This window comes from Anaerostipes sp. Marseille-Q3525, from assembly GCF_018223505.1.
Taxonomy (GTDB): domain Bacteria; phylum Bacillota; class Clostridia; order Lachnospirales; family Lachnospiraceae; genus Anaerostipes; species Anaerostipes amylophilus.
Window position 1 is genome coordinate 214,417 of the sequence record NZ_JAGTTT010000001.1, and the last position, 23,765, is coordinate 238,181.

26 protein-coding genes are annotated in these 23,765 nt (G+C 37.4%); 21 read left to right on the forward strand and 5 right to left on the reverse strand.

Annotation, left to right across the window (positions count from 1 at the left end; translation table 11 throughout):
* Positions 1-63 precede the first annotated feature (63 nt).
* The 9 genes from KE503_RS01030 to KE503_RS01070 all read left to right on the forward strand — a co-directional run bounded on the left by KE503_RS01030 (position 64) and on the right by KE503_RS01070 (position 9,146).
* Complete coding sequence (locus KE503_RS01030; RefSeq protein ID WP_022374873.1) at positions 64-969, forward strand: alpha/beta hydrolase; 906 nt, start codon at positions 64-66, stop codon at positions 967-969.
* Between the two features lie 221 nt (positions 970-1,190).
* Positions 1,191-2,414: an NRAMP family divalent metal transporter gene (locus KE503_RS01035; protein ID WP_212384295.1), complete on the forward strand. Its 1,224-nt coding sequence runs from the start codon at positions 1,191-1,193 to the stop codon at positions 2,412-2,414.
* A 75-nt stretch (positions 2,415-2,489) separates the two neighbouring features.
* Positions 2,490-3,218: a 5-oxoprolinase subunit PxpB gene (gene pxpB / locus KE503_RS01040; RefSeq protein WP_117944298.1), complete on the forward strand. Its 729-nt coding sequence runs from the start codon at positions 2,490-2,492 to the stop codon at positions 3,216-3,218.
* Positions 3,219-3,221: 3 nt separating this feature from the next.
* Positions 3,222-4,226, forward strand: coding sequence for a biotin-dependent carboxyltransferase family protein (locus KE503_RS01045; protein ID WP_212384296.1), 1,005 nt, complete (start codon positions 3,222-3,224; stop codon positions 4,224-4,226).
* 15 nt (positions 4,227-4,241) lie between these two features.
* The gene (gene accB, locus KE503_RS01050; protein ID WP_022374877.1) at positions 4,242-4,676 is read left to right on the forward strand and encodes an acetyl-CoA carboxylase biotin carboxyl carrier protein; all 435 of its coding nucleotides are present in this window, start codon (positions 4,242-4,244) and stop codon (positions 4,674-4,676) included.
* Positions 4,677-4,688: 12 nt separating this feature from the next.
* Positions 4,689-6,035 carry an acetyl-CoA carboxylase biotin carboxylase subunit gene (accC, locus tag KE503_RS01055; protein WP_212384297.1) on the forward strand — a complete coding sequence of 449 codons (1,347 nt, stop codon included), beginning with the start codon at positions 4,689-4,691 and terminating at the stop codon, positions 6,033-6,035.
* Between the two features lie 89 nt (positions 6,036-6,124).
* Positions 6,125-6,880: a LamB/YcsF family protein gene (locus tag KE503_RS01060; protein WP_022374879.1), complete on the forward strand. Its 756-nt coding sequence runs from the start codon at positions 6,125-6,127 to the stop codon at positions 6,878-6,880.
* Positions 6,881-7,091: 211 nt separating this feature from the next.
* A complete protein-coding gene (locus KE503_RS01065) occupies positions 7,092-8,552 on the forward strand; it encodes a UbiD family decarboxylase (protein ID WP_212384298.1) in 1,461 nt (486 codons plus the stop codon).
* A gap of 24 nt (positions 8,553-8,576) precedes the next feature.
* Complete coding sequence (locus tag KE503_RS01070) at positions 8,577-9,146, forward strand: UbiX family flavin prenyltransferase (RefSeq protein WP_022374881.1); 570 nt, start codon at positions 8,577-8,579, stop codon at positions 9,144-9,146.
* Between the two features lie 62 nt (positions 9,147-9,208).
* Here KE503_RS01070 and KE503_RS01075 read toward each other — a convergent pair whose 3' ends face one another.
* Positions 9,209-10,090 (reverse strand): aldose 1-epimerase family protein, encoded by an 882-nt coding sequence (locus KE503_RS01075; RefSeq protein WP_212384299.1) that lies wholly within the window; start codon positions 10,088-10,090, stop codon positions 9,209-9,211.
* A 194-nt stretch (positions 10,091-10,284) separates the two neighbouring features.
* Between KE503_RS01075 and KE503_RS01080 the strand changes: the two genes are divergently transcribed.
* The 9 genes from KE503_RS01080 to rplT all read left to right on the forward strand — a co-directional run bounded on the left by KE503_RS01080 (position 10,285) and on the right by rplT (position 17,860).
* The gene (locus KE503_RS01080; RefSeq protein WP_022374883.1) at positions 10,285-11,880 is read left to right on the forward strand and encodes a peptide chain release factor 3; all 1,596 of its coding nucleotides are present in this window, start codon (positions 10,285-10,287) and stop codon (positions 11,878-11,880) included.
* A gap of 134 nt (positions 11,881-12,014) precedes the next feature.
* Positions 12,015-12,725, forward strand: a complete 711-nt coding sequence (locus KE503_RS01085) for a CpsB/CapC family capsule biosynthesis tyrosine phosphatase (protein ID WP_212384300.1) — start codon at positions 12,015-12,017, stop codon at positions 12,723-12,725.
* Between the two features lie 19 nt (positions 12,726-12,744).
* Positions 12,745-13,464 carry a YveK family protein gene (locus KE503_RS01090; RefSeq protein WP_022374885.1) on the forward strand — a complete coding sequence of 240 codons (720 nt, stop codon included), beginning with the start codon at positions 12,745-12,747 and terminating at the stop codon, positions 13,462-13,464.
* Positions 13,465-13,468: 4 nt separating this feature from the next.
* Positions 13,469-14,176 carry a CpsD/CapB family tyrosine-protein kinase gene (locus KE503_RS01095; protein ID WP_022374886.1) on the forward strand — a complete coding sequence of 236 codons (708 nt, stop codon included), beginning with the start codon at positions 13,469-13,471 and terminating at the stop codon, positions 14,174-14,176.
* A gap of 26 nt (positions 14,177-14,202) precedes the next feature.
* Positions 14,203-15,402, forward strand: a complete 1,200-nt coding sequence (locus KE503_RS01100) for an Ig-like domain-containing protein (protein WP_212384301.1) — start codon at positions 14,203-14,205, stop codon at positions 15,400-15,402.
* 128 nt (positions 15,403-15,530) lie between these two features.
* Positions 15,531-16,475, forward strand: a complete 945-nt coding sequence (locus tag KE503_RS01105) for an Ig-like domain-containing protein (protein WP_212384302.1) — start codon at positions 15,531-15,533, stop codon at positions 16,473-16,475.
* 247 nt (positions 16,476-16,722) lie between these two features.
* Positions 16,723-17,220 carry a translation initiation factor IF-3 gene (gene infC, locus KE503_RS01110; RefSeq protein ID WP_055196499.1) on the forward strand — a complete coding sequence of 166 codons (498 nt, stop codon included), beginning with the start codon at positions 16,723-16,725 and terminating at the stop codon, positions 17,218-17,220.
* A gap of 56 nt (positions 17,221-17,276) precedes the next feature.
* Positions 17,277-17,474, forward strand: coding sequence for a 50S ribosomal protein L35 (gene rpmI / locus KE503_RS01115; protein ID WP_008393260.1), 198 nt, complete (start codon positions 17,277-17,279; stop codon positions 17,472-17,474).
* Positions 17,475-17,503: 29 nt separating this feature from the next.
* Positions 17,504-17,860: a 50S ribosomal protein L20 gene (rplT, locus tag KE503_RS01120; RefSeq protein WP_008393261.1), complete on the forward strand. Its 357-nt coding sequence runs from the start codon at positions 17,504-17,506 to the stop codon at positions 17,858-17,860.
* 116 nt (positions 17,861-17,976) lie between these two features.
* On the opposite strand, the gene KE503_RS01125 is transcribed toward rplT, so the two are convergent.
* A complete protein-coding gene (locus KE503_RS01125) occupies positions 17,977-18,693 on the reverse strand; it encodes a LytR/AlgR family response regulator transcription factor (RefSeq protein ID WP_212384303.1) in 717 nt (238 codons plus the stop codon).
* A 180-nt stretch (positions 18,694-18,873) separates the two neighbouring features.
* Here KE503_RS01125 and KE503_RS01130 point away from each other — a divergent pair, with 180 nt between their 5' ends.
* The 3 genes from KE503_RS01130 (at position 18,874) to KE503_RS01140 (ending at position 21,693) form a co-directional block, all read left to right on the forward strand.
* The gene (locus KE503_RS01130; RefSeq protein ID WP_022374117.1) at positions 18,874-19,719 is read left to right on the forward strand and encodes a purine-nucleoside phosphorylase; all 846 of its coding nucleotides are present in this window, start codon (positions 18,874-18,876) and stop codon (positions 19,717-19,719) included.
* Positions 19,720-19,724: 5 nt separating this feature from the next.
* The gene (locus KE503_RS01135) at positions 19,725-21,002 is read left to right on the forward strand and encodes an amidohydrolase family protein (RefSeq protein WP_022374116.1); all 1,278 of its coding nucleotides are present in this window, start codon (positions 19,725-19,727) and stop codon (positions 21,000-21,002) included.
* A 343-nt stretch (positions 21,003-21,345) separates the two neighbouring features.
* Positions 21,346-21,693: a helix-turn-helix domain-containing protein gene (locus KE503_RS01140; protein WP_022374114.1), complete on the forward strand. Its 348-nt coding sequence runs from the start codon at positions 21,346-21,348 to the stop codon at positions 21,691-21,693.
* 64 nt (positions 21,694-21,757) lie between these two features.
* On the opposite strand, the gene KE503_RS01145 is transcribed toward KE503_RS01140, so the two are convergent.
* The 3 genes from KE503_RS01145 to KE503_RS01155 all read right to left on the reverse strand — a co-directional run bounded on the left by KE503_RS01145 (position 21,758) and on the right by KE503_RS01155 (position 23,661).
* Positions 21,758-22,612: a hypothetical protein gene (locus tag KE503_RS01145; RefSeq protein ID WP_212384304.1), complete on the reverse strand. Its 855-nt coding sequence runs from the start codon at positions 22,610-22,612 to the stop codon at positions 21,758-21,760.
* A 77-nt stretch (positions 22,613-22,689) separates the two neighbouring features.
* Complete coding sequence (locus KE503_RS01150) at positions 22,690-23,145, reverse strand: hypothetical protein (RefSeq protein ID WP_212384305.1); 456 nt, start codon at positions 23,143-23,145, stop codon at positions 22,690-22,692.
* A gap of 219 nt (positions 23,146-23,364) precedes the next feature.
* Positions 23,365-23,661 carry a hypothetical protein gene (locus KE503_RS01155; RefSeq protein ID WP_022374999.1) on the reverse strand — a complete coding sequence of 99 codons (297 nt, stop codon included), beginning with the start codon at positions 23,659-23,661 and terminating at the stop codon, positions 23,365-23,367.
* Positions 23,662-23,765: the final 104 nt, after the last annotated feature.

Consider the following 23,765-nt stretch of genomic DNA (forward strand, 5'->3'; position numbering starts at 1 on the left):
TATTTGACACAAAAATTCATTAGAATTAAACTAAAAGAAATAAACAGGATGGAGGTGCCAAAAGTGAAGAAAACAGTATATCTGACATCAAAACAAGATGGACTAAAACTACACGTATTATTAATGGAACCAGAAGAAGAACCAAAAGGAATCGTACAGATTGTTCATGGAATGGCAGAGCACAAAGAACGGTATGAGCCATTTATGGAGATGCTATGTAAACAAGGATATATCAGTATAATTCATGATCATAGAGGACACGGAAAAAGTATAAGAGCAAAAGAAGATCTCGGATATTTTTACGACGAAAGTGGAAAAGCAATCGTTGAAGATGTACATCAGATCACTCAATGGGCAAAAGATCGATATGGAGAAATGCCATATCATTTATTTGGACACAGCATGGGATCACTAGTTGTAAGATGTTATTTGAAAAAATATGATAATGAATTAGATTCACTGATCATATGCGGAAGTCCAAGCGAGAATAAAGCTGCGAAGGCAGCAACCTTGCTGGCAAAGGCAGCGTGTAAAATAAGACCACATAAAAGAGGTGATTTCTTTCAGAAACTGGCATTTGGTTTATACGGGAAAATACTAGAAGAAGGAGAATCAGAAAACGGCTGGATCAGTTATAATAAAGAAAATGTAAAGGCCTATGATGAAAATCCACTCGATGGGTTTGTATTTAGCAATAATGGATTTTTGAATCTCTTCTTATTAATGGATGAAACATATAATAACAAAGGATGGCAGGTAAAACATCCATCATTGCCGATTTTATTTATCGCAGGAGCAGATGATCCATGCATCGGATCAAAGAAACAATATGCAAAAGCTATGACAACATTGAAAAAACGAGGATACAATAATGTCAGAGGAATGCTGTTTTTAAATCGCAGACATGAGATTTTGAATGAAGATGGGGTGGAGAAAGTTTATAAGGCAGTGTTGAGTTTCCTGAAGTAAAATCTGCTGATCGTTGCCACCGGTTTCTTATCAATATTTCTTGTTATCTTATTTCCGTCACATAAAACAGAAGTCTATCGAAACCAGTATACAGAGTGTATATTATAGGGTATTGACTGATAAGTTTTGTATATACTCATTTATCGCTTTAAAGTTGCATATTATCAGAAAATTTGATATAATCGTTTCATTATATTGAAAATGAAAGGAAATTATTTACTATGAAGAAAGAGAATAACAAGAAAAGTGCAAGCGCCTTGATCGGGGCAGCATTTCTTATGGCAACATCGGCAATTGGACCTGGATTCCTCACACAGACTGGTAAATTTACAGATAGTCTTCATGGAAGTTTCGGATTTGTAATTCTGATCTCCGTGATCTTGGCAGCGATCGTACAGTTAAATGTATGGAGAGTTTTGTGTGTATCTGGAATGCGTGGACAGGATGTAGCCAACAAAGTGCTTCCTGGACTTGGATATTTGATCGCGTTTTTAGTTGTCGCTGGGGGACTTGTATTTAATATTGGTAACGTTGGTGGAGGAGCCTTAGGTTTTAATACATTACTTGGAATTCCAACAACTGTTGGCTATTTTATCGCAGGAGCGATCGCGATCCTTGTATTTTTGATGAAAAACGCTATGAATGCAATGGATAATCTTACAAAAGTCCTTGGTGGTATCATGATCCTTGTCATCTTTATCGTAATTCTTATTGTACAGCCACCAGTTGGTATGGCAGTAAAAGAGACAGTACTTCCTACAGCATCTATGAGTGATATTTTCCCAGCAATCCTTACATTACTTGGAGGAACTGTTGGTGGATATATCACATTTGCAGGAGCTCATCGCTTGATCGATGCAGGAATCACTGGAAAAGAAAAATTAAAAGAGATCAATAAGAGTTCTGTTATGGGAATGGGAATCGCAACGATCGTTCGTATCTTCTTATTCCTTGCAGTTTTAGGAGTTGTTGTAGCAACAGCAACATCACCAGCTCATACACTAGATCCAGCAAACCCAACAGCAGATGCATTTTTACAGGGAGCAGGACAGATCGGATACCGTTTCTTTGGACTTGTGATCTTATGTGCAGCGATCACGTCAATTGTTGGATGCGCATACACATCAGTATCTTTCCTTAAGACATTCAGCAAGACGATTGAGAAGAACGAGAAATGGTTTATCGTTGGATTTATCGCAGTCAGCACGATCTGTATGGCACTTGCTGGACAGCCAGCCGTATTACTTGTACTTGCAGGAGCCTTAAATGGACTGATCTTACCGATCACATTAGGTGTCTGCCTGATCGCTTCCCAGAAGAAATCGATCATGGGAGAAGATTATCATCATCCAGTATTATTACTGATCCTTGGAATCGTGGTAGTCGTTGTTTCAGGATATCTTGGAATTACATCATTAAGCAGCTTAACTGCACTGTTTGCATAAGTAGAGTTATTTACATAAGTAGTTAAGATTAAAATATAAAAAACACAGACTGACCGAAAGGAGTTATGTGAAAAAATGGAAGAAGTAAAGATTAGCACTGCGGGAGATTCAGCCCTGCTTATTGAGTTTGGACAGGAAATCTCTCCAGAGATCAACGCAAGGATCACAGCCTTTGTACATCTTTTAAAAGCACAGCATATTGAAGGAGTACAGGATATGATCCCGGCATTTACCAGTCTTTTGATCAATTATGATCCAAGAGTGGTAAATTATAAATCATTGACAAAACGTTTGCAGAAGTTATTAAAACTGGATGTAAATGAAGAAGCCTCTGCATCCAGAGTCTTTGAGATTCCAGTATGCTATGGAGGAGAATACGGACCAGATATCGAAAATATCGCAAAACATGCTGGTTTAACGGAAGAAGAAGTTATTGAGATTCATTCTTCTAAGGACTATTTAATCTATATGCTTGGATTCCTACCAGGATTTTCTTATCTTGGTGGATTGGATGAGAGAATCCATACACCAAGACTTGCCAATCCAAGAATCAGAATCCCAGCAGGAAGTGTCGGGATCGGTGGTTCCCAGACGGGAATTTATCCACTGGATTCACCGGGAGGATGGCAGCTCCTTGGAATGACACCGGTAAAAACTTATGATCCAGAACGAGAGGATCCAATTCTTTTTGAAGCTGGAGACTATATCCGTTTTGTGCCTGTATCAGAAGAAGAATATAAACAGATCAAAGAACAGGTTGAAAATGGAACTTATGAATGTGTCATTCATACAAAGGAGGTGTAAACAATGGGAGTTCGTATACTAAAAGGTGGAATGCTGACAACCGTGCAGGATCTTGGAAGAACAGGATATCAGAGTCAAGGATTCAGCGTATCCGGAGTTATGGACGTTCGTTCTTTTAAGATCGCAAACCTCTTACTGGACAACCCGGAAAATGAAGCAGTCCTCGAATTTACTTTAATGGGACCAACTCTTGAATTTACATCAGAGACGATTATTTCGATCACAGGTGGAAATTTCCGCCCACAGATCAATGGAAAACCTGCGAAGATGTATACAGCAATTTATATGCATCGTGGAGATATCCTGACATTTGGCGGAGCAAGAACTGGAACAAGAGGATATATTGCATTTTCAAGTTATCTTGATATACCAGTTGTGATGGGAAGCCGTTCAACCAATATCAAGTGCAAGATCGGTGGATTTAAAGGACGTAAACTCGAAGATGGAGATTATATCGGATTCAGAGCAAAACGAAGATATCTTCCATACTATTTATCAAGAAGTTTGGATTTAAATGAATTTGATCAGGAAAAAGTAACCTTAAGAGTTGTCATGGGTCCACAGGAGAAGATGTTTACCAAAGAAGGACGCGAGACATTCTTAAATTCAGAATATACAGTGACAAGTGAATTTGACCGTATGGGATGCCGCTTAGAAGGTCCATTTATTGCATACAAAACGACATCCGATATCATTTCCGATGGAATCGCATTTGGATCTGTTCAGGTGCCAAGCCATGGAAAACCGATCATCTTATTAGCAGATCGACAGACAACCGGTGGATATGCAAAGATTGCAACGGTCATCTCTGTGGATATTCCGAAACTTGTCCAGAGAAAGACAGAACAAAAAGTAAGATTTCAGGCCGTATCAGTCGAAGAAGCTCAGAAGCTGTTAGCAGATGAGATGAAAGAACTGAATGATTTCAGAAGTCAGATTTATACACCTTGTAAAGAAGTATTAGACTGCAGACTAGTTGCAAAACGAATCAGCGCTCTATTTGAATAGAAAAGGAGAAACACTGTGAATTTAGAAAAAATTGAAAAATTAGTAAAGATCATCGAGAATTCTTCTATGCTGGATTTCAGTATTCAGGAAGGCGATGTAAAAATTAAAATGAGCAGAAGAGGAAGTGCTGGAGCACCATCAACACCGATGGCAGTTTCTACACAGGGGGTTGATAATGCAGCAGATGGTCTTGATTCTGACGATGAAGGATATATTACATCTCCGATCGTAGGTACGTTTTATTCTGCACCATCTCCAGAAGCAAAAGCATTCGTGAAAGTTGGAGACCGCGTTAAAGCAGGACAGACAGTATGTATCCTTGAAGCGATGAAATTAATGAACGAGATCGAAAGTGATTTTGACTGCGAGATCGAAGCTGTCTTAGTAAGTAACGAGCAGAAGATCGAATATGGACAGCCATTATTTAAAGTAAAGAAAATTGAAGACTAAAGGAGGCATTATATGTTTCGAAGTATATTGATCGCGAACCGTGGAGAAATCGCAGTCAGGATCATCCGTGCCTGTCGTAATATGGGAATCAAGAGTATCGCGGTTTATTCAAAAGAAGATAAAGACAGTCTTCATGTACAACTTGCAGACCGAAGAGTATGTATCGGAGAAGGTCCTGCAAAAAATAGTTATCTGAATATGGAACGTATCATTTCAGCAGCAAAGAACACGGATGCCGATGCAATTCATCCAGGATTCGGATTTTTATCTGAAAATGCAGACTTTGTCCGTTTATGTAAGGAAAATGATATTGCATTTATCGGACCAAGTGCAGAAGTCATCGACAGCATGGGAAATAAATCTAATGCAAGAAAGACAATGATGGAAGCAGGAGTTCCAGTTGTACCAGGAACAAAAGAACCTGTCTACGATGCAGTGACAGGAGAAAAATTAGCAGACGAGATCGGATATCCGGTTATGATCAAAGCATCTTCCGGTGGTGGTGGAAAAGGAATGCGTGTTTCAAAATCCAAAGAAGATTTTGAATTTAATTTCAATACTGCACAAAGAGAATCAGCCAATGCATTTGGTGATGACACGATGTATATTGAAAAATTCATTGAGAATCCACGACATGTCGAGATTCAGATCATGGCAGATGAACATGGAAATGTCGTAGCATTAGGAGAACGTGACTGCTCTGTTCAGAGAAATCACCAGAAACTGATCGAAGAATCACCATCCCCAGCGATCACAGATGAGATCAGAAAATCCATGAATCACGATGCGATCCTTGCAGCAAAAGCCGTAGGTTATACAAATGCAGGAACCGTAGAGTTTATCCTTGATCCAAAAGGAATTTACTATTTCATGGAAATGAACACCCGTATTCAGGTAGAACATGGAGTGACAGAGATGGTAACAGGGACAGACCTGATCATCGAACAGATCCGTGTAGCAATGGGAATGGAATTAAGCTTTACACAGGAAGATGTTCATATCAATGGACATGCCATCGAATGCCGAATCAATGCAGAGATTCCAGAGAAGAACTTTATGCCAAGCCCTGGAGTGATCAAACATATGCATCTTCCAGCTGGAAATGGAGTTCGTGTGGATACAGCGATCTACACAGGATACCGCATCCCATCCGAATACGATTCCATGATCGCAAAGGTCATTGTACATGCACCAGACCGTGATGCAGCATTACAAAAAATGAGAACAGCCCTCGATGAAATGGTAATCTTAGGAATTCATACAAACCTTGATTTCCAGTATCAGCTGATGAACAATCGAGAGTTCTGTGAAGGAAAAGCAGATACAGGATTTATCGAGAGATTATTAAGATTAGACTAAGTATTAAGAATATTAGACTAGTTATTAAGATTAGCTAAGAAAGATACTCATAAACAGAGTATACAAAAGAAAGTGAGGCATCATTTATTATGTATCAGGTAGATTTAAACAGCGACCTTGGAGAAAGCTTTGGAAGATATACGATTGGAAATGATGAAAAGATCATTCCACTGATCACATCCGCAAATGTAGCATGCGGATACCATGCATCCGATCCAGTCGTAATGACACAGACCATTCAGAGAGCCAAAGAAGCAGGAATTGGAATTGGAGCCCATCCAGGACTTCCAGATCTGATGGGATTTGGACGAAGAAGTATGGCGATTTCCAACGAAGAAGCTAAAGCATATACACTATATCAGATCAGTGCCTTAGGCGGAATGTGCAAAGCAGCCGGAGTGAAATTACAGCATGTAAAGCCACACGGAGCTCTGTATAACATGGCAGCCAAAGACTATGATTTGTCCAAAGCAATCTGCGAAGCAATTTACGAATACGACAAAGATCTGATTGTCATGGGATTATCCGGAAGCGAAATGATCAAAGCCGCTCATGATTGCGGATTAAAAGCAGCCAGCGAAGTATTTGCTGACCGCGCATACGAAGAAGATGGAACCCTGGTAAACAGAAGAAAGCCAGGAGCCATGATCGAAGATGAAGACGAAGCAATCAAGAGAGTCATCCGCATGGTAAAAGAAGGAAAAGTTACTTCAATTACTGGAAAAGATATTGATATTAAAGCAGACTCTATCTGCGTGCATGGAGATGGAGAGAAAGCATTATTATTTGTTGAGAAGATTCGCAAGGCATTAGCCGAAGAAGAGATAGAGATTCGTCATTTATAAGAACTAATATAAAAATAAAAATCTGATATGTAATCTGTGGGTTATATATCAGATTTTTTTGCCTTAGATAAAACTTTAGGATAAAATATGGAAATGATTATATCAAAAAATGAATTGAATCATGGAAATTCACAAGATATAATAAAAAACATAAAATGGATTATTAAATTGCAAATTAAGATATCATCATAACAAAGAAAGAAGGAAAAGTATGGCAGACAAAGTAAGAGACTTAAGAAGTGCCCTAGAACGTTTAAAAACAATGGAAGGGCAATACATAGAAACTGACGTAGAAGTTGATCCAATGGCAGAACTTGCCGGAGTTTACCGTTATGTAGGTGCAGGTGGAACAGTCAAACGTCCGACAAAAGAAGGACCAGCAATGGTATTTAACAATGTCAAAGGACATAAAGATGCCAGAGTAGCGATTGGTGTTCTAGCAAGCAGAAAGCGTGTAGCAGCTCTTTTAGACTGTAAACCAGAAGAATTAGGAAAGAAACTTTATCACAGTGTAGATAACCCAATCCCACCAGTTGAATATCAGGGAGCGCCACCATGTCAGCAGGTCATTCATAAAGCAGAAGATCCAGACTTCAACCTATACGATCTGGTACCAGCACCAACAAACACACCAGATGATGCAGGTCCATATATCACCCTTGGAATGTGCTATGCAACACATCCAGACACAGGAGTTCATGATGTGACGATCCATCGCTTATGCATTCAGGGAAAAGATGAATTATCTATTTTCTTCACGCCAGGAGCAAGACATATCGGAGCAATGGCAGAACGTGCAGAAGAATTAGGACAGAAACTTCCAATTTCCATTAGTATCGGAGTCGATCCAGCGATCGAGATCGGTTCCTGCTTTGAAGCACCAACAACCCCACTTGGATATGATGAACTCGCTGTTGCAGGAGCATTAAGAAATGAACCAGTCGAATTATGCAAATGTTTAACAGTGAACGAAATGGCAATTGCAAATGCAGAATATGTCATCGAAGGAGAAGTCATTCTAAATGTACGAGTACAGGAAGACCAGAATAGCCACACAGGATACGCAATGCCAGAATTTCCAGGATACACAGGACCAGCAAGTTCCCAGTGCTGGTTGATCAAGGTAAAAGCTGTTACACATAGAGAAAATCCAATCATGCAGACATGTATTGGACCAAGTGAAGAACATGTATCCATGGCAGGAATTCCGACAGAAGCAAGTATTTACGGAATGGTAGAAAAAGCAATGCCGGGACGTCTTCAGAACGTATACTGTGGATCAGCAGGTGGTGGAAAATATATGGCAGTCCTACAGTTTAAGAAACGAGAAGCCAGTGACGAAGGAAGACAAAGACAGGCAGCATTATTAGCATTTTCTGCGTTTAGTGAATTGAAACATGTATTTTTAGTAGATGAAGATGTTGACTGCTTTGATATGAATGATGTCTTATGGGCAATGAATACAAGATTCCAAGGAGATGCAGATATCATCACGATTCCGGGAGTCAGATGCCATCCATTAGATCCATCCAACGATCCAACATGTTCTCCAAGCATCAGAGATCATGGAATCGCATGCAAGACGATCTTTGACTGTACGGTTCCATACGATCAGAAAGAACGATTTAAGAGAGCAAGATTTATGGAAGTAGATCCAGAACATTGGTTATAAATTAAGAAAAGGAAATTTATTTTAATGAAGAAACGATTGATCATAGGAGCAACGGGGGCAAGTGGAATGCCAATTTTGATCCAGTGTCTAAAACTGATGAAAGAGCAGGATGATTTTGAATCTTATTTAATTATGACAGACAGTGCAAAGTTAACTTTGGAACATGAAACAAAAATGAAAATAGAAGAAATAGAACAACTTGCGGATCATGTCATAGATTCAAGAGAGATTGGAGCAGGCCCAGCCAGTGGATCATTTAAAACAGAAGGAATGCTCATTGTTCCATGCAGTATGAAGACGATCGCAGGAATTCACAGTGGATATGCAGATAATCTGGTATTAAGGGCAGCAGATGTAACGATCAAGGAGCATAGACCACTGGTACTTGCAGCAAGAGAGACACCATTAAGTGCGATTCATTTAAGAAATCTTCAAGAATTGGCGATGATTCCAGGAGTTCATATTATTCCTCCGATGATGACATTTTATCATATGCCAGAGACAATTGAGGAGATGACATATCATATTGCAGCAAAACTATTGGAACCATTTGGGATAGAAGCAAAAGAATATAGGAGGTGGACTGGAATATAAAATCCATATAATTAACAAAAAAGGAACCCCCCAAAAAAAATATCAAGAGGTTCCTTTTTTGATTATAAGATTTCGATTGAGAAGCTTAAAGTTTCTGATTCACCAGATTGTAAGAATCGAACCCCGCGTTTATGCTCAAACACATCATCCTCATCACTACATGTAGAAGTTCCGCTCCAAGGTTCCAAAGCAACAAATGGTCCATCATTCGCACTAGACCAAACCCCAAGATAATCAAAATCAGGGAAAGAAACTAAAATACCATGACCAGTTTTCTTGTGTTTCAGAGCAACTTTTCTAGATTTCAACGCATCAAAGACTAAAGCATCCTTATAGAATAAAGAATGTCTCACAGGGATAACCGCTTCATTTTCAAGAACAGAAACTCGGTCAGCGTTGTTGATCAGTCCATCCTCTGTAAGTTGTGCACAGGCAGCATTCTCTGGCTGCTCAAATTCTACGATATAATCTTCAAAGGATTCATTTTCAAAAACAGGACAGTTAAATGCAGGATGACCACCAACACAGTATGGCATTACTACAGAATCATGATTGATCACAGTGTGACTTACTTTTACGCCGTGTTCTGTCAATTCATATGTCATCTGAAGTTCAAAATCATATGGATACTGTTCCTTTGTTTTATCATTAGCTTTTAAAGAATATGTAACGCTTGTATCAGAAGAAGAAACAAGATCAAATTCTAATCTTCTGGCAAGTCCGTGTCGGCCGAAAGAACATGTTTTGTTGTCGCCGATCGTGGCAGTTCCATTTCGAAGACATCCAACAATTGGGAATAATACAGGAGCCTGTCCACTCCAGAATTCAGGGTTCCCCTGCCAGAGATATTCAGTGCCAGAAGCATCTTTGATAGAAGTTAATTCAGCACCAAGAGATTTTAAAGTAACAGATACATTTTCATTGTGTAAAGTTGTGTTGCTCATGAGAAATCCTCCTAGATTTAATATTATTTTTTATTATACCATGAATCAGCTTGTAAAAAAACGTACATTTTATAAGGAAAAACATTGTTTTTCATAAGAATCAGTAGAAATTTTTATAGGTGTGTGATAATATGACTAAGTATGCGTAGAAAAGTAAAATGATAGATAGAAAGAATAGAAAAGAGGAAAAAACTATGGCAAACAGCATTGAGCAGGAAATTGGCCGCAGAAGAACCTTTGCGATCATCTCCCATCCGGATGCAGGTAAGACAACGCTGACAGAGAAATTCCTTTTATATGGAGGAGCGATTAATACAGCAGGGTCAGTTAAAGGAAAAGCAAACTCAAAACATGCAGTATCTGACTGGATGGAGATTGAGAAAGAGAGAGGTATCTCTGTAACATCTTCTGTATTACAGTTTGAATATGAAGGAAAATGTATTAATATCCTTGATACACCAGGACATGAGGACTTCTCAGAAGATACTTACCGTACATTAATGGCAGCAGACTGTGCCGTCATGGTAATTGATGCATCAAAGGGTGTTGAACCACAGACAATTAAGTTATTTAAAGTATGTGTCATGAGACATATCCCAATCTTTACATTTATCAATAAGATGGACCGTGAAGCCAAAGATACATTTGACCTGTTAGATGATATCGAGAAAGTTTTAGGAATCGAAACATGTCCGATCAACTGGCCGATCGGATGCGGTAAGGAATTCAAAGGTGTATACGAACGTGCATCAAGAAATATCTTAAGATTCGAGGCAGTATCCACAGGTGGAGCAAAAGAAGCAAAAGAAACAATTATTTCTGCTGACGATGATAATGCGGCAGACTTAATCGGAGAAGATTTCTATGATAATCTTATGGAAGAGATTGAACTATTAGATGGCGCAGCAGCAGAATTAGATATGGACAAAGTACATCAGGGAAAATTATCACCAGTATTTTTCGGATCAGCTCTTACAAACTTTGGTGTAGAACCATTCTTAGAGCATTTCTTAAAGATGACAAACAGACCGCTTGCAAGAACATCTAAAGGAGAAGAAGTAGATCCTGTGAAAAATGGATTCTCAGCATTTGTCTTTAAGATTCAGGCGAACATGAACAAAAACCACCGAGACAGAATCGCATTTATGAGAATCTGCTCTGGAAAATTCGAAGCAAACATGGAAGTAAAACATGTACAGAGCAAGAAAAAAATGAGATTATCCCAGCCACAGCAGATCATGGCACAGGAACGTAAGATCGTTGATGAAGCTTATGCGGGAGATATCATCGGTGTATTTGACCCAGGAATCTTCTCCATCGGAGATACAGTATGTCTTCCAAAAGATGATTTTGAATACGAAGGAATTCCAACATTCGCACCAGAGCATTTTGCAAGAGTTATTCAGTTAGATTCCATGAAAAGAAAACAGTTTGTCAAAGGTGTCGAACAGATCGCACAGGAAGGAGCTATTCAGATCTTCCAGGAACACGAGGCAGGATTTGCAGAGATCATCGTAGGAGTTGTAGGAACACTGCAGTTTGATGTATTAAAATATCGTCTGGAAAATGAATATAACTGTGAGATCCGTTTAGAACCGCTTCCATATCAGGCAATCCGCTGGATCAAAGACCGCGATACAGATATGAACAAGCTTCGTGGTGTATCTGAAGTTAAGAAAGTCAAAGATATGCGAGGAAATCCATTATTACTGTTTAAAAATGAATGGGGAATTCAGTTTGTATTAGACAGAAATGAAGGACTAGAGCTTGTTGAATTCAGCAAAGAATAAACCGGATAATTGTATTATTTTTAGAAAAGCAAAAAGATTGTAACTTAAGTAAAAGAATGATATATTATACTAGAGTAGTTCTTAAGATAAAAAGAATACTCTGATATTATGCCAACATTAGAAAAGAGATTGTTATGGGAATGATAGATATTCATACACACATATTATACGGGGTTGATGACGGGGCTAAGACGCTCAGTGATTCAATGGAACTTCTGGATGAAGAACGTGAACAAGGTGTGGATACAGTGATAATGACTCCTCATTACGGACCGAAGTTTGGATATCCGGACAAAGAGATAATAATGGAACATTTTGAAGAGATTTCCAAGAAAGCAGAGAAGTATTATCCAGAGATAGAGTTATATCTTGGAAGTGAATTATATTATCAGGAAAGTACGATCTCAGATTTAGACAGTGGTAAAGCATTGACGATGAATGGAACACGATATGTTTTAGTAGAATTTGGAGTGAACGATCCTTATACATACATATATCGTGCGATCCAGAGCTTCGGATATGCAGGCTACATTCCGATCATAGCACATGCAGAACGTTATGAAGCAGTGTTCTGCCATATCAACAGGATTGAAGAACTAGTTAGTCTTGGAGCATATATTCAGATTAACGCAGAAAGTCTGATCGGGGGAATCTTTGACAAACGTTCATCTTTTTGTAAGAAGCTTACAAAAGAAGGACTGATACATTTTTTAGGAAGTGACTGCCATGATTTTAGAAACCGCAGACCGAATATGAAGAAAGCGGCAGAGGTAGTTCTTAAGAAGAATGCACAACAGATTCTTGAAACAAATCCAAGGAATATGTTGGAGGGGAAAAGTATCTAAGGAAAGGGAAGCAATATCTATGTATGAATTAGAAAATGACGATGAAATTGAAATTGATTTAAGGGAGTTATTTCTTGCATTAAAGAAAAAAATTGTCTGGATTCTGCTTACAACGATCGTGTTTGCAGGAGCAGCAGGACTCATTACCAAATTTGCAATGACACCAGTTTATTCTTCCAGTGCACAGCTTTATGTTATGTCTAAGAGTGGAATTTCACAGTTAACAGACTTAACAATGGGAACACAGCTTACACAGGATTATATGGTAATTGTTAAGACAAGACCAGTGCTTGAACAGGTGATCAATGATCTGAAACTTGATATGGATTACAAAGAATTAAGCGAAAAGATCACAGTTGAGAATCCAACAGATACACGAATCATGCAGATCACAGTATCTGATAATGATCCAGAACTTGCGAAGAACATCACACAGGATCTTGCAGAAGTAACATCAAAGACAGTTGCAGAGAAGATGGATGTGAAATCACCAACGATCATTGAGAATGCTTATAAGTCAGAACAGCCAGACAGCCCAAGTCTCAAGAAGAATGTAGCGATCGGAGCGATTCTTGGATTTATTCTGATGGCAGCAGCAATTGTGATCCAGTATCTGATGAATGATACAATCCTTAAGGAAGATGATATTGAGAAATATCTTGGAATCAATACTTTAGCGCAGTTACCATTAGTAAAAGGGACATCAAAGCGTACAAAGAAAGTAAAGAGGGCGAGGTAGTACAATGAAGAAAGTAACAATGAATCTGCCAGAGGTCAAAGACTATCGTCTGACAGAAGGATTAAATCAATTAAAGACAAATCTTGCATTTTGCGGAAAAGACATCAAAGTTATTACTATAACAAGCAGTGTGCAAAACGAAGGAAAGAGTTCAGTTGCATTTGATCTTTCCAAGACGATGGCAGAAGGCGGTAAGAAGATTCTGATGGTTGATGCAGACCTTAGAAAGTCCGTGCTGGCTGCGAAGTATCATATTCAGGGAATTGATAAAGGATTAAGTCATTACCTGACAGGACAGGCAGAAATCGAAGATATCATCTATGAGACAGAGACAGAAGGATTTTATCTGTCCGTTGCCGGACCATTATCACCAGATCCAACAAGTCTTCTTGATTCTGATCAGTTTCAGAAATTTATTGACAAAGTAAGAGAAGATTACGACTATGTGATCATTGATGCCCCTCCTCTTGGAGTAGTGATCGATGCAGCGATCATTGGCAAATACTGTGATGGTGCAGTTCTTGTGATCGAGCAGGGAGTTATCAAACGTAAAGTAGTACAAGATGTCATCAAGCAGCTTAAGAGGGGCAAGGTGCGTATCCTTGGGGCTGTATTAAATAAAGTTGATGAACGTATCGGAGCGTATGGAGCTTATGATTATAAATATTCATATTCATACTATGGTGATTCTGATGCGGAAGACAGACATTAAAATATTTAATAAGGAGGAATGTAAGTATGAGTAACAAAATGATCAAGAAAGCAACAGCTTGTACATTATCAGCAGTTATGGCTTTCGGACTTGTTGCAGTTACAGATGCACCAAAGACAACAAATGTAAGCGCTGCAACAAAAAAAGTTAAGAAACTTTCTTTCAAAAAGAAAGGCTATGTAATGAAGAGTGCAGGACGTTGGATGAACGTAAGAATCCGTCTGAACTTTTCACCAAAAAGCTCTAAAACTAAGAATCTGACTTACAAAACAAGCAACAAAAAGATTGCGACAGTTTCTAAAACAGGTATCTTAAGAACGAAGAAAAAAGGTACAGTAACAATCACAGCAATTGCTAAGAATAATAAGAAAGCAAAAGCTACAATGACACTGACTGTTGGTAAAGTTGTAAAAACTCTCAAGTTCAAAGAAGGAACAAAGAAAACAGTAACAGCTGGAAAGAAATTCACTCTTCACCCAACTTACTCACCAAAGAAAGCTTCTACAAAAGCTGTAACATTCAAATCTAGCAACAAGAAAGTAGCTACAGTAACTTCTAAAGGTAAAGTAACTGCAAAGAAAGCTGGTAAAGTAACAATTACAGCAACATGTAAAGATGCTGGTAAGAAGAAAGCTACTTTTAAAGTAACTGTTAAGAAAAAAGCAGTAACACCAGCAAAACCTACAACAACTACTAAAACTACAACAGTTAACCCAGTTGTTTCTGGTAACAAAGCTACATTAAGCGGAATCGATGCAAATGCAACACAGTATGTTGTAAAACGCAATGGTAAAGAAGCAATCCTTTCAGCAGCTGATGTACAAGAAGCATTAAGATACCTTGGTAATCCAGCATCTGCTTACAAAGAATGGTTAGCAACAACATTACGTACAGAATTATTCGTGACAGTAGAAGGTACAAAAGGCAGCGCAACAAAGACTGTAAAAGTTACAAATGTAAACGATCAGTATAATGGTGAATACACAGTAACTGTAACAGAAGAAAAAGCTGGAACAAAATACAGCGTAAAAGCAGTTAAGAATTCTACTAGTGCAACACGCAACATCAAAGTAACAGTTGAACCTAACGGAACAGTTACAGCTGAAAACATAGAGAATGGTCATGTGTACACAGCTAAAAAATCTAATGGTAAATACACAATCGAATTACCAGCATCTATCGGAAAAGATTTAACAATCACTCAGACTGTTACAGTAACAAAATAATCATTTCAAATGATCATCATAGGAATTCTGGAGGAGATTTTTTTCTGGGATTCCTGTTTTGTTATAAGAGATTGGTTACGAGATAGAAAACCAAACATACAGGAAAGTATAAAAGGAAGATCATATCAATGAAGAAAAAGATCACAGCATTTTTAATGTCTGTATGCCTGCTTGCTGTAATGACTGCCGAACCAGTTCATGCGGCATCAAAAAAGGCATATATTAAAACAGGAGTCAGCAGTAAAGTCACGGTATTATGTGGAAAGACTCTGAATTTAAAAGCAAAGGCAGTAAATAAAAAGAAAAAAATTACATACAAAAGTTCAAAGAAATCTGTTGCAACAGTCAGTTCGAAAGGAATCGTAAAAGGTAAAAAATACGGAACAGCGGTGATCACACTTAAAGCAAGTGGAATGAGCACAAAGAAAGTGAAAGTCTATGTAAGAAAACCAGTGACTTCCATCAAACTGACCTCAAAAGCATCCCTGACCCTTGGAAAAGGAAAGACATCCCAGATTAAGACAAAAGTATATCCGGGTGGAAAACAAATGGTAAATGCCAAACTGTATTACAAAAGCAGTAACACAAAAGTAGCAACAGTAAGTTCCACAGGAAAGATCACAGCTAAGAGTGGTGGATATGCAAAGATTACAGTTTCTACAAGCAAGAGCGCAGGCAAGGTATGCACAAAATATGTAGATGTATTTGTTTATCAGGGCTTCGATGATGTCTGTGTGGAAACATCAGGAAATACAACATTATTTACAGTGAATCCAAACTGGGCTGGACTGAAAGTTTCTTTCAAAGGAAAGAATGGAAAAACATATTCCTACGAATTTGATAATGTCAAACTTTCATTTGCAATGATAAAAAGTCTGAAAGTAAACTCTGGAAGATCAAACGGACAGATCCGAATCATAAAGAAAGCTGCCAATAAGATTAACATTGCATTAGTTAGAACAACTGAGAATTATGATGTTTATGTAGACTACAACAAATATCAGTTGAAATTTATCCAGAGCCTGAAAGATTCTAAAGGAAATTTAAGAGTTTCATTTACAGTAGAAAAATAAGAAAATACACAAAAATCACTTGACAATTAAAAATAAAGCATGATATAATATCAAAAGTTGCGAAAGAGCAACACAAACAACAAAGAAGAGTATCCACTCTCACCTTAGCACATAAGATAGTAGAAGAAGTGACTTGGGTTAATATTTAAGAATATGATATTTCGTGATCATGCTTGAATTTTATGTGGATAGTCTTATAACTATCCACTTTTTTAATTATCATGGAGGTGTAATTATCAGCGAATTAATGATTAACGGACAGATCAGAGATAAAGAAGTACGTCTGATCGCGAATGATGGCGAACAGCTTGGAATTATGTCCGCAAGGGAAGCACAGAAGTTAGCAGATGAAGCAGGATTAGATCTTGTCAAGATCTCACCAAAGGCCAAACCACCGGTTTGTAAGATTATCGACTACGGTAAGTACAAATACGAGCAGACAAGAAAAGAAAAGCTGGCGAAGAAGAAACAGAAAGTCATCGATGTGAAAGAAGTCCGCATGTCACCAAACATTGACACAAACGACTTAAACACAAAGATTAATCATGCAAAGAAATTCCTTTCCAAGGGTGCAAGAGTGAAAGTCACACTTCGATTCAGAGGAAGAGAACTTGCCCATGTAAACGCAAGCAAGTATATCTTAGATGATTTCGCGAAAGCATTAGAAGATGTAGCCACCATCGATAAGAAACCTAAATTTGAAGGAAGAAGCATGACAATGTTTTTAGCTCCAAAGAACAACTAGGAGTTTAAGATATTCAAATATGAGTAGATACAAGCAGGATTAAGGAGGAAATAACCATGCCAAAAATGAAGACATGTAGAGCAGCTGCAAAAAGATTTAAAAAGACAGGAACAGGAAAATTAAAAAGAAATAAGGCATACAAGAGCCATATCTTAACAAAGAAATCTCCTAAGAGAAAGAGAAATTTAAGAAAAGCTGCAATGACAGATGCAACAAACGAAAAGAACATGAAGAAGATTTTACCATATCTGTAAGATGGATCGTTAAGGAGGAAATGTAAGCAATGGCAAGAATCAAAGGCGGAATGAACGCAAAGAAAAAACACAATAGAGTATTAAAACTGGCTAAAGGATATAGAGGAGCTAGATCTAAACAGTATAGAGTAGCAAAACAGTCTGTAATGAGAGCTTTAACAAGTTCTTACGCAGGAAGAAAACAGAGAAAACGTCAGTTCAGACAGTTATGGATCGCACGTATCAACGCTGCTACAAGAATGAACGGACTTTCTTACAGCAAATTCATGCACGGATTAAAATTAGCTGGTGTTGACATCAACAGAAAAATGTTATCTGAGATGGCTATCAGCGAACCAGAAGCATTCAAAGCTTTAGTAGACGTTGCAAAAGAAAAATTAGCTTAATTCATAGAATTAACATTGTAAAAACATCTTGATTTTAAAACGATGGTTGTCAGTCTGAATGGACAGATGACCATCGTATTTTTTTAGGAATTTTTCTGAGATACGAGCATTCATTCTCATTCCTCCTCAAGTTTCAAAAAATGATATTGAATATACTGTTCGCGTATCTGTTTACGTCCTTTCGTTTTGATTGGAAAACACTTGGAGTCGGTCATTTCAAAATAATCAGCTTCCATTGCCTTGATATAATCCATATTCAGTAGGATTCCACGATTACACTGTAGAAATCTCGGGTCATCAAGATTCTGTGTAATGGAATAAAATGGAAGACGAAATAATTGACTGCCGATAGTAGTATGTATGATCACGTCATGGTTATTTGAATAAATATACTGAATCTTAGACAATGGAAAATGAACATTAATATTTCGATATTCAAAAGATAGTTCATTTTTACTTTGAGGAAGAATCTGTCTCGCATCATTCAAAACATGAAAAATCTGTTTATATTCAAAAGGTTTCAATATATAATCAAAAAAATGAAGTGGTGCAGCCTCGAAAATATGATCAGAACTCATCGTCAGAAAGACGATCAGTACTTTGAGATCAGACTGTCGTATCTTGCGTACAATATCAATGCCATTTAGGTTTTTCAGGAAAATATCCATAAAGATAAGATCATAATTACCAGATTTGTAAGCATTCAGGAAAGAATCTCCGTCTGAAAAACTTTGGATTTCAAGAGAAATCCCACTTTCTTTATGATAAGCATTTAAAGTATTTAAAATGATTTCCTGTTCAATTTCATTGTCATCGACAATTGCTAATTTCATATCATGTACTCCTTATTATAGGAAAATAAATTAATATCTTAAGTATAACTTGTAAGTTAAAGGAAAGCAAGCAGTGAGAAAATAATATTTATAAATAAGTACCACTAGAAAGTATATTTCAAACTTCATGAAAATATGGCATAATAAGAGAAAAAAGATGTTTCAGAAAGGAGATAAGCCATGAATGAAATATATGATAAAGTAAAAAAATGCTACAAACAAGTGAGAGAAAAAACAGATTTCAAACCGCAGATCGCAATGATCTTAGGATCAGGACTTGGAGATTACGCAGAAACGATCGAGATTAAGGAGATCATTGATTATCACGAGATTGATGGTTTCCCGATTTCAACAGTACAGGGACATAAAGGACGTTTTGTATTAGGATATGTTGAAAGTGTTCCAGTTATGATCATGGAAGGTCGTGTTCATTACTATGAAGGATATTCCATGAGCGATGTAGTTCTTCCAGTACGTTTGATGAGGATGATGGGAGCAGAAATTTTATTTTTAACCAATGCATCTGGAGGAATTAATAAAGAATTTCATGCAGGAGATTTCATGTTGATCACAGATCAGATAGCAAGTTTTGTTCCATCTCCTTTAAATGGAGTCAATATAGAAGAATTTGGAGAACGTTTTCCAGATATGAGTCACATTTATGATGAAGATCTACAGGATATGATCAGGCAGAGTGCAGATCACCTGATGATCGATCTGAAAGAAGGCGTCTATATCCAGCTTGCAGGACCGAATTTTGAATCACCAGCTGAGATACAGATGTGTAAAGTGATCGGTGCAGATGCAGTCGGAATGAGTACAGCATGTGAAGCGATCGCAGCAAACCATATGAAGATGAAGATCTGTGGAATTTCCTGTATTTCAAATCCAGCAGCAGGGATCAGTGAGAATCCGCTAAGTCATGAGAATGTACAAAAAATGGCAGATGAAGCTGCACCGAAATTCAAATTGCTTGTAACAGAAGCGGTGAAAAGAATGGGGAAATATTTAGAAACAACGAGGTAATCATAATGATAAGAATTTATCATGCAAGAATTCTGACGATGGAAGAAGATCAGGATATCTTTGATGGAGAAATCTGGATTTCAGGGACAAAGATACAATATGCAGGGCCAGAGAAGAAAGAAGAAGCAGCGAAAATAACATGGGATAGAGAAATTAATGCGAAAGGGAATCTGATCATGCCAGGATTTAAGAATGCACATACACATTCAGCAATGACATTTTTAAGATCCCATGCAGATGATATGCCGCTTTTATCATGGCTAAACGATCAGGTATTTCCATATGAAGCGAAACTCACACCAGAAGATATCTATCATTTATCCAAACTTGCGATCATGGAATATCTGACAAGCGGGATCACAGCGAATGCGGATATGTACCTGACACCAGATACGATGATCGAAGCATCCAGAGACTGCGGCTATCGAACGACAGTGATCGGAGCGGTTAACAATTTTACACAGTCAGTAGAACTTCTCGATGAATGGTATAAGAAATATCACAAAAAAGAGAATCTGATCAATTTCGAGTTAGGATTTCATGCAGAATATACAACAAAGAAAGAGATATTAGAAGGTATCGCAGATCTGGCAGAGAAATATAAAGCTCCTGTATATACACATAATTCAGAAAGTGAATCAGAAGTAGCACAATGTATTGAGCGGACAAAAGTGACACCAACAGTCTATATGGATCGACTTGGAATATTTAATTATGGAGGCGGTTTTTATCACTGTGTTCATATGACACAGAATGATCTCGATATTGTGAAAGAACACAATATATCCGTGATCACAAATCCAGCATCAAATCTGAAACTTGCAAGCGGAATTGCACCGATCGATCATATGTTAAAAGAAGGAATCAATCTTGCGATCGGAACAGATGGTCCAGCAAGCAATAATTGCCTTGATATGTTCCGCGAGATGTTCCTTGTCACAGCACTTGCCAAATACAGAGAGAATGATGCCAGTGCTGTTGATGCATTAGAAGTATTAAAAATGGCAACAATAGGCGGCGCAAAAGCAATGAATTTAACAGACTGTGATGTTTTGGCAGAAGGAAAAGAAGCAGATATTATTATGATTGACCTGAATCAGCCCAATATGCAGCCAATCCATAATATACAAAAGAATCTTGTATACAGTGGAAGCAAGCAAAATGTAAAACTGACCATGGTTGCAGGAAAGATCCTATATGAAAATGGTGAATTCTTTATAGGAACTGATGCATATAAAATTTACGAAAAGGCAAACGATATAGCCGAAAGAATTGTCAAGTAAGAATAAAAAAGAGCCGTATTCAGGCTCTTTTTTTTGTTGGAAATGGATGATATTTTTTCTTCCAGACATTTAACAGATGTTTGATCTTAAAAGCTTGGTATTTTTTATAGCCTTGAATCCCTAAAAAAGCTAATAAAAAAATAAGGAAATGAGTAACAATAAGTTTCATAATGCGATGCATAAAAACCTCCTAGAAATGAATCAATAGTGAAAGCACAAATAATTAACTTTATCATAACAAAAATAAGGCAAATAGTCCAATACAATAAAAACTATTGCTATGGACTATTATTTGCAAACTTGATTCATAATAAAATCAGAGTATATAAGGAGTGTGGGAATTATGACCATCGATTATAAAGCTCTGGGAGCAAAGATTAAGGAATATCGCAAAAAAGAAAATATAACACAGGAACAATTAGCAGAGATGGCAGATATCTCATTAAGCCATATGTCTAATATAGAAACAGCTTCAGCGAGCGTATCACTTCCAGCATTAAAATTGATCGCAGATGCATTGGATGTGACATTAGATGAACTTCTGATAGATAGCTACAGTAAAAAGCAGAAAGAGTATCTCTATAGCAGAAAGTTAGAATGTATTTTGGAACAATGCGAGACTGTGGAGCAGGAGATCATAGTTAATACAGCATCAGCATTAGCAGATAATTTAATGAAGAATCGAAAATAATAAGAGGAAGGTTTAAAAAGGTGTTAGATCACCTTATAAAAACCTTCCTTTTGTTATGTTATTACTATAGGACATCATGGATCAAAGATTCCAGAGTATCGACAGCATATTTTTCCATATTACAGTGATAATAAAATACAGGAATCTGTGCAGCAAGATCTTCCGCCATAGACCAGATCTTTTCTACAACAGAAGGATTCCACACATTGATCGTTAACTGGCTGATCAATTGTTTGACAGAATCAAAATATCGGCATCTCATACCACCATTTTCCGGAGCTTGTCCAAGAAAAACAATGGCTTTCACAGGAAAACTTTCATTATGACAGATTTCAGAAGAACCACAGATCGGCCATCCAAGAGACATCCAGCGATCACCTAACTTCTGAAGCAAAGTACGATCTCCATTGATCACTCTGGCACCACGATGTTTTACCCAGAGATCTGCATGTGTTGACTTTCCAATGCCACTTGGGCCACTAAATAAGATCACGCCATCATTGACTTGCAAAGCAGAACAATGCAGCACCATGGCATCATGGGCAAACATTCGCTTCTCCATAGCAAAAAGAGAAACAAACACGGTATCCGCTGAAAGCATGGAGAGAAACGAACGTTTAAAATAAGAATAGATCACACGTTCAGATTTTTCTTCATATACACCATAAGGTTCAGGAATTCCGACAAAATTCATGCGCCGGCTTTCAATATTCCCATTTTGAAATACCTGCAAATCATTTCGTGTAGTAATACATTCGCCCTGTGGTTCTGGAAGTTCATCAACGATTTTAATAAAATATTCAGTTTGTATATCTTCGGGAGAAGATGAGATTTCAAACTTTTTGAAATTCTCTGGGATATCCAGAGATTCGTCCATATGGACTCCGAAGATGAAATCTGCGATTTTGTATAGTTTCATAGAGAAACTCCTTTTTGCTTGATATTATAAAAGCTGAAATCAAAATAAGAGATTATCTTGATTTCAGCTTATAAAATTTAAGAATGATTAGGACGACTAGAATCTAAAGGTGCTAATATACCATAATGATTCCAACGTCTGTCTACAAATGACTGCCCCCAATAATTGTTTTTTTTACTTTCTGTATGCCAATAAATTCCGTCTTTAGTATCAACAATGCCATTATTATTTCTATCATCCCAATAATCAAATCCACCATCAAGCCAGCCTTGATCTTTATTATATTCACTAACACTTTTAACAACAGAACCATCATTAGTGATAACACGGTTAGCACTTGCGTCAGTACAAGTTCCAGATACGAAATCATGTTCATGAAAAACAGAACCTTTTTCGTCATATTTCCATTTGTTTCCTTTATCACCACTATTACCGAAACCAACACTGCAGGCAAGGCCGTAACAAGCAACTACATATTCATTAGCAACAAAAGCTTCTTCATAAGCCATAAGCTTTTCATACATTCTTTTCATGGCAACTCCCCCTTAGTTGTTTTGAAGTTATCTATTCAATTATTTGAATCTGTTATTAATTTAAAATATTACAATTATATTATATAGGGGATACAGAATTAAGACAAGAAGAAATTTTATCAATTAACGGATTTTAGGATAATTAAGCAAAAACTGTCGCAATTTATACGACAGTTTTTGTAAAATCTTATAAAAATTGTGTTATTAGTATTTACCGGATTAAGAATGATTTGGATGATGGTCGTCAATATTGGTGATATTCAGTCTTCCAATATGACTGTAAGTTCCAGAATGCTTATCTCCATCATAACCACATAATCCATGAAGTTTTCCTTGTGAGTCAGTCCAATATCCACTTTTATGACCATTGTAATCGTCAAATTTATCAGTTCGCCCATTCGTTCGCCCATTACCGGGATAAGCACACTGAATTATGCCAGTAATACAAGCGGATACATATTCATTAGCAACAAAAGCCTCTTCATAAGCCATAGGCATTTCATACATTCTTTTCATGGTCAATTTCCCCTTTAATAAAAATACAATTCAATTTTGGGTTAAAATATCTATAATTATGGGTAAGTGATTTCTTGATTTAAATTTAATATAAGGGGGATGGA

Coding starts and splice junctions, on each gene's coding strand:
- pxpB (WP_117944298.1), top strand. CDS start 2,490: ATGGAAGAAGTAAAGATTAGCACTGCGGGAGATTCAGCCCTGCTTATT.
- KE503_RS01045 (WP_212384296.1), top strand. CDS start 3,222: ATGGGAGTTCGTATACTAAAAGGTGGAATGCTGACAACCGTGCAGGAT.
- KE503_RS01075 (WP_212384299.1), bottom strand. CDS start 10,090: ATGAGCAACACAACTTTACACAATGAAAATGTATCTGTTACTTTAAAA.
- KE503_RS01100 (WP_212384301.1), top strand. CDS start 14,203: ATGAGTAACAAAATGATCAAGAAAGCAACAGCTTGTACATTATCAGCA.
- KE503_RS01145 (WP_212384304.1), bottom strand. CDS start 22,612: ATGAAACTATACAAAATCGCAGATTTCATCTTCGGAGTCCATATGGAC.
- KE503_RS01090 (WP_022374885.1), top strand. CDS start 12,745: ATGTATGAATTAGAAAATGACGATGAAATTGAAATTGATTTAAGGGAG.
- KE503_RS01135 (WP_022374116.1), top strand. CDS start 19,725: ATGATAAGAATTTATCATGCAAGAATTCTGACGATGGAAGAAGATCAG.
- accC (WP_212384297.1), top strand. CDS start 4,689: ATGTTTCGAAGTATATTGATCGCGAACCGTGGAGAAATCGCAGTCAGG.
- KE503_RS01140 (WP_022374114.1), top strand. CDS start 21,346: ATGACCATCGATTATAAAGCTCTGGGAGCAAAGATTAAGGAATATCGC.
- KE503_RS01150 (WP_212384305.1), bottom strand. CDS start 23,145: ATGAAAAGAATGTATGAAAAGCTTATGGCTTATGAAGAAGCTTTTGTT.
- KE503_RS01080 (WP_022374883.1), top strand. CDS start 10,285: ATGGCAAACAGCATTGAGCAGGAAATTGGCCGCAGAAGAACCTTTGCG.
- rplT (WP_008393261.1), top strand. CDS start 17,504: ATGGCAAGAATCAAAGGCGGAATGAACGCAAAGAAAAAACACAATAGA.
- rpmI (WP_008393260.1), top strand. CDS start 17,277: ATGCCAAAAATGAAGACATGTAGAGCAGCTGCAAAAAGATTTAAAAAG.
- KE503_RS01070 (WP_022374881.1), top strand. CDS start 8,577: ATGAAGAAACGATTGATCATAGGAGCAACGGGGGCAAGTGGAATGCCA.
- KE503_RS01035 (WP_212384295.1), top strand. CDS start 1,191: ATGAAGAAAGAGAATAACAAGAAAAGTGCAAGCGCCTTGATCGGGGCA.
- KE503_RS01105 (WP_212384302.1), top strand. CDS start 15,531: ATGAAGAAAAAGATCACAGCATTTTTAATGTCTGTATGCCTGCTTGCT.
- infC (WP_055196499.1), top strand. CDS start 16,723: ATGATTAACGGACAGATCAGAGATAAAGAAGTACGTCTGATCGCGAAT.
- KE503_RS01060 (WP_022374879.1), top strand. CDS start 6,125: ATGTATCAGGTAGATTTAAACAGCGACCTTGGAGAAAGCTTTGGAAGA.
- KE503_RS01085 (WP_212384300.1), top strand. CDS start 12,015: ATGGGAATGATAGATATTCATACACACATATTATACGGGGTTGATGAC.
- KE503_RS01065 (WP_212384298.1), top strand. CDS start 7,092: ATGGCAGACAAAGTAAGAGACTTAAGAAGTGCCCTAGAACGTTTAAAA.
- KE503_RS01155 (WP_022374999.1), bottom strand. CDS start 23,661: ATGAAAAGAATGTATGAAATGCCTATGGCTTATGAAGAGGCTTTTGTT.
- KE503_RS01125 (WP_212384303.1), bottom strand. CDS start 18,693: ATGAAATTAGCAATTGTCGATGACAATGAAATTGAACAGGAAATCATT.
- KE503_RS01130 (WP_022374117.1), top strand. CDS start 18,874: ATGAATGAAATATATGATAAAGTAAAAAAATGCTACAAACAAGTGAGA.
- KE503_RS01095 (WP_022374886.1), top strand. CDS start 13,469: ATGAAGAAAGTAACAATGAATCTGCCAGAGGTCAAAGACTATCGTCTG.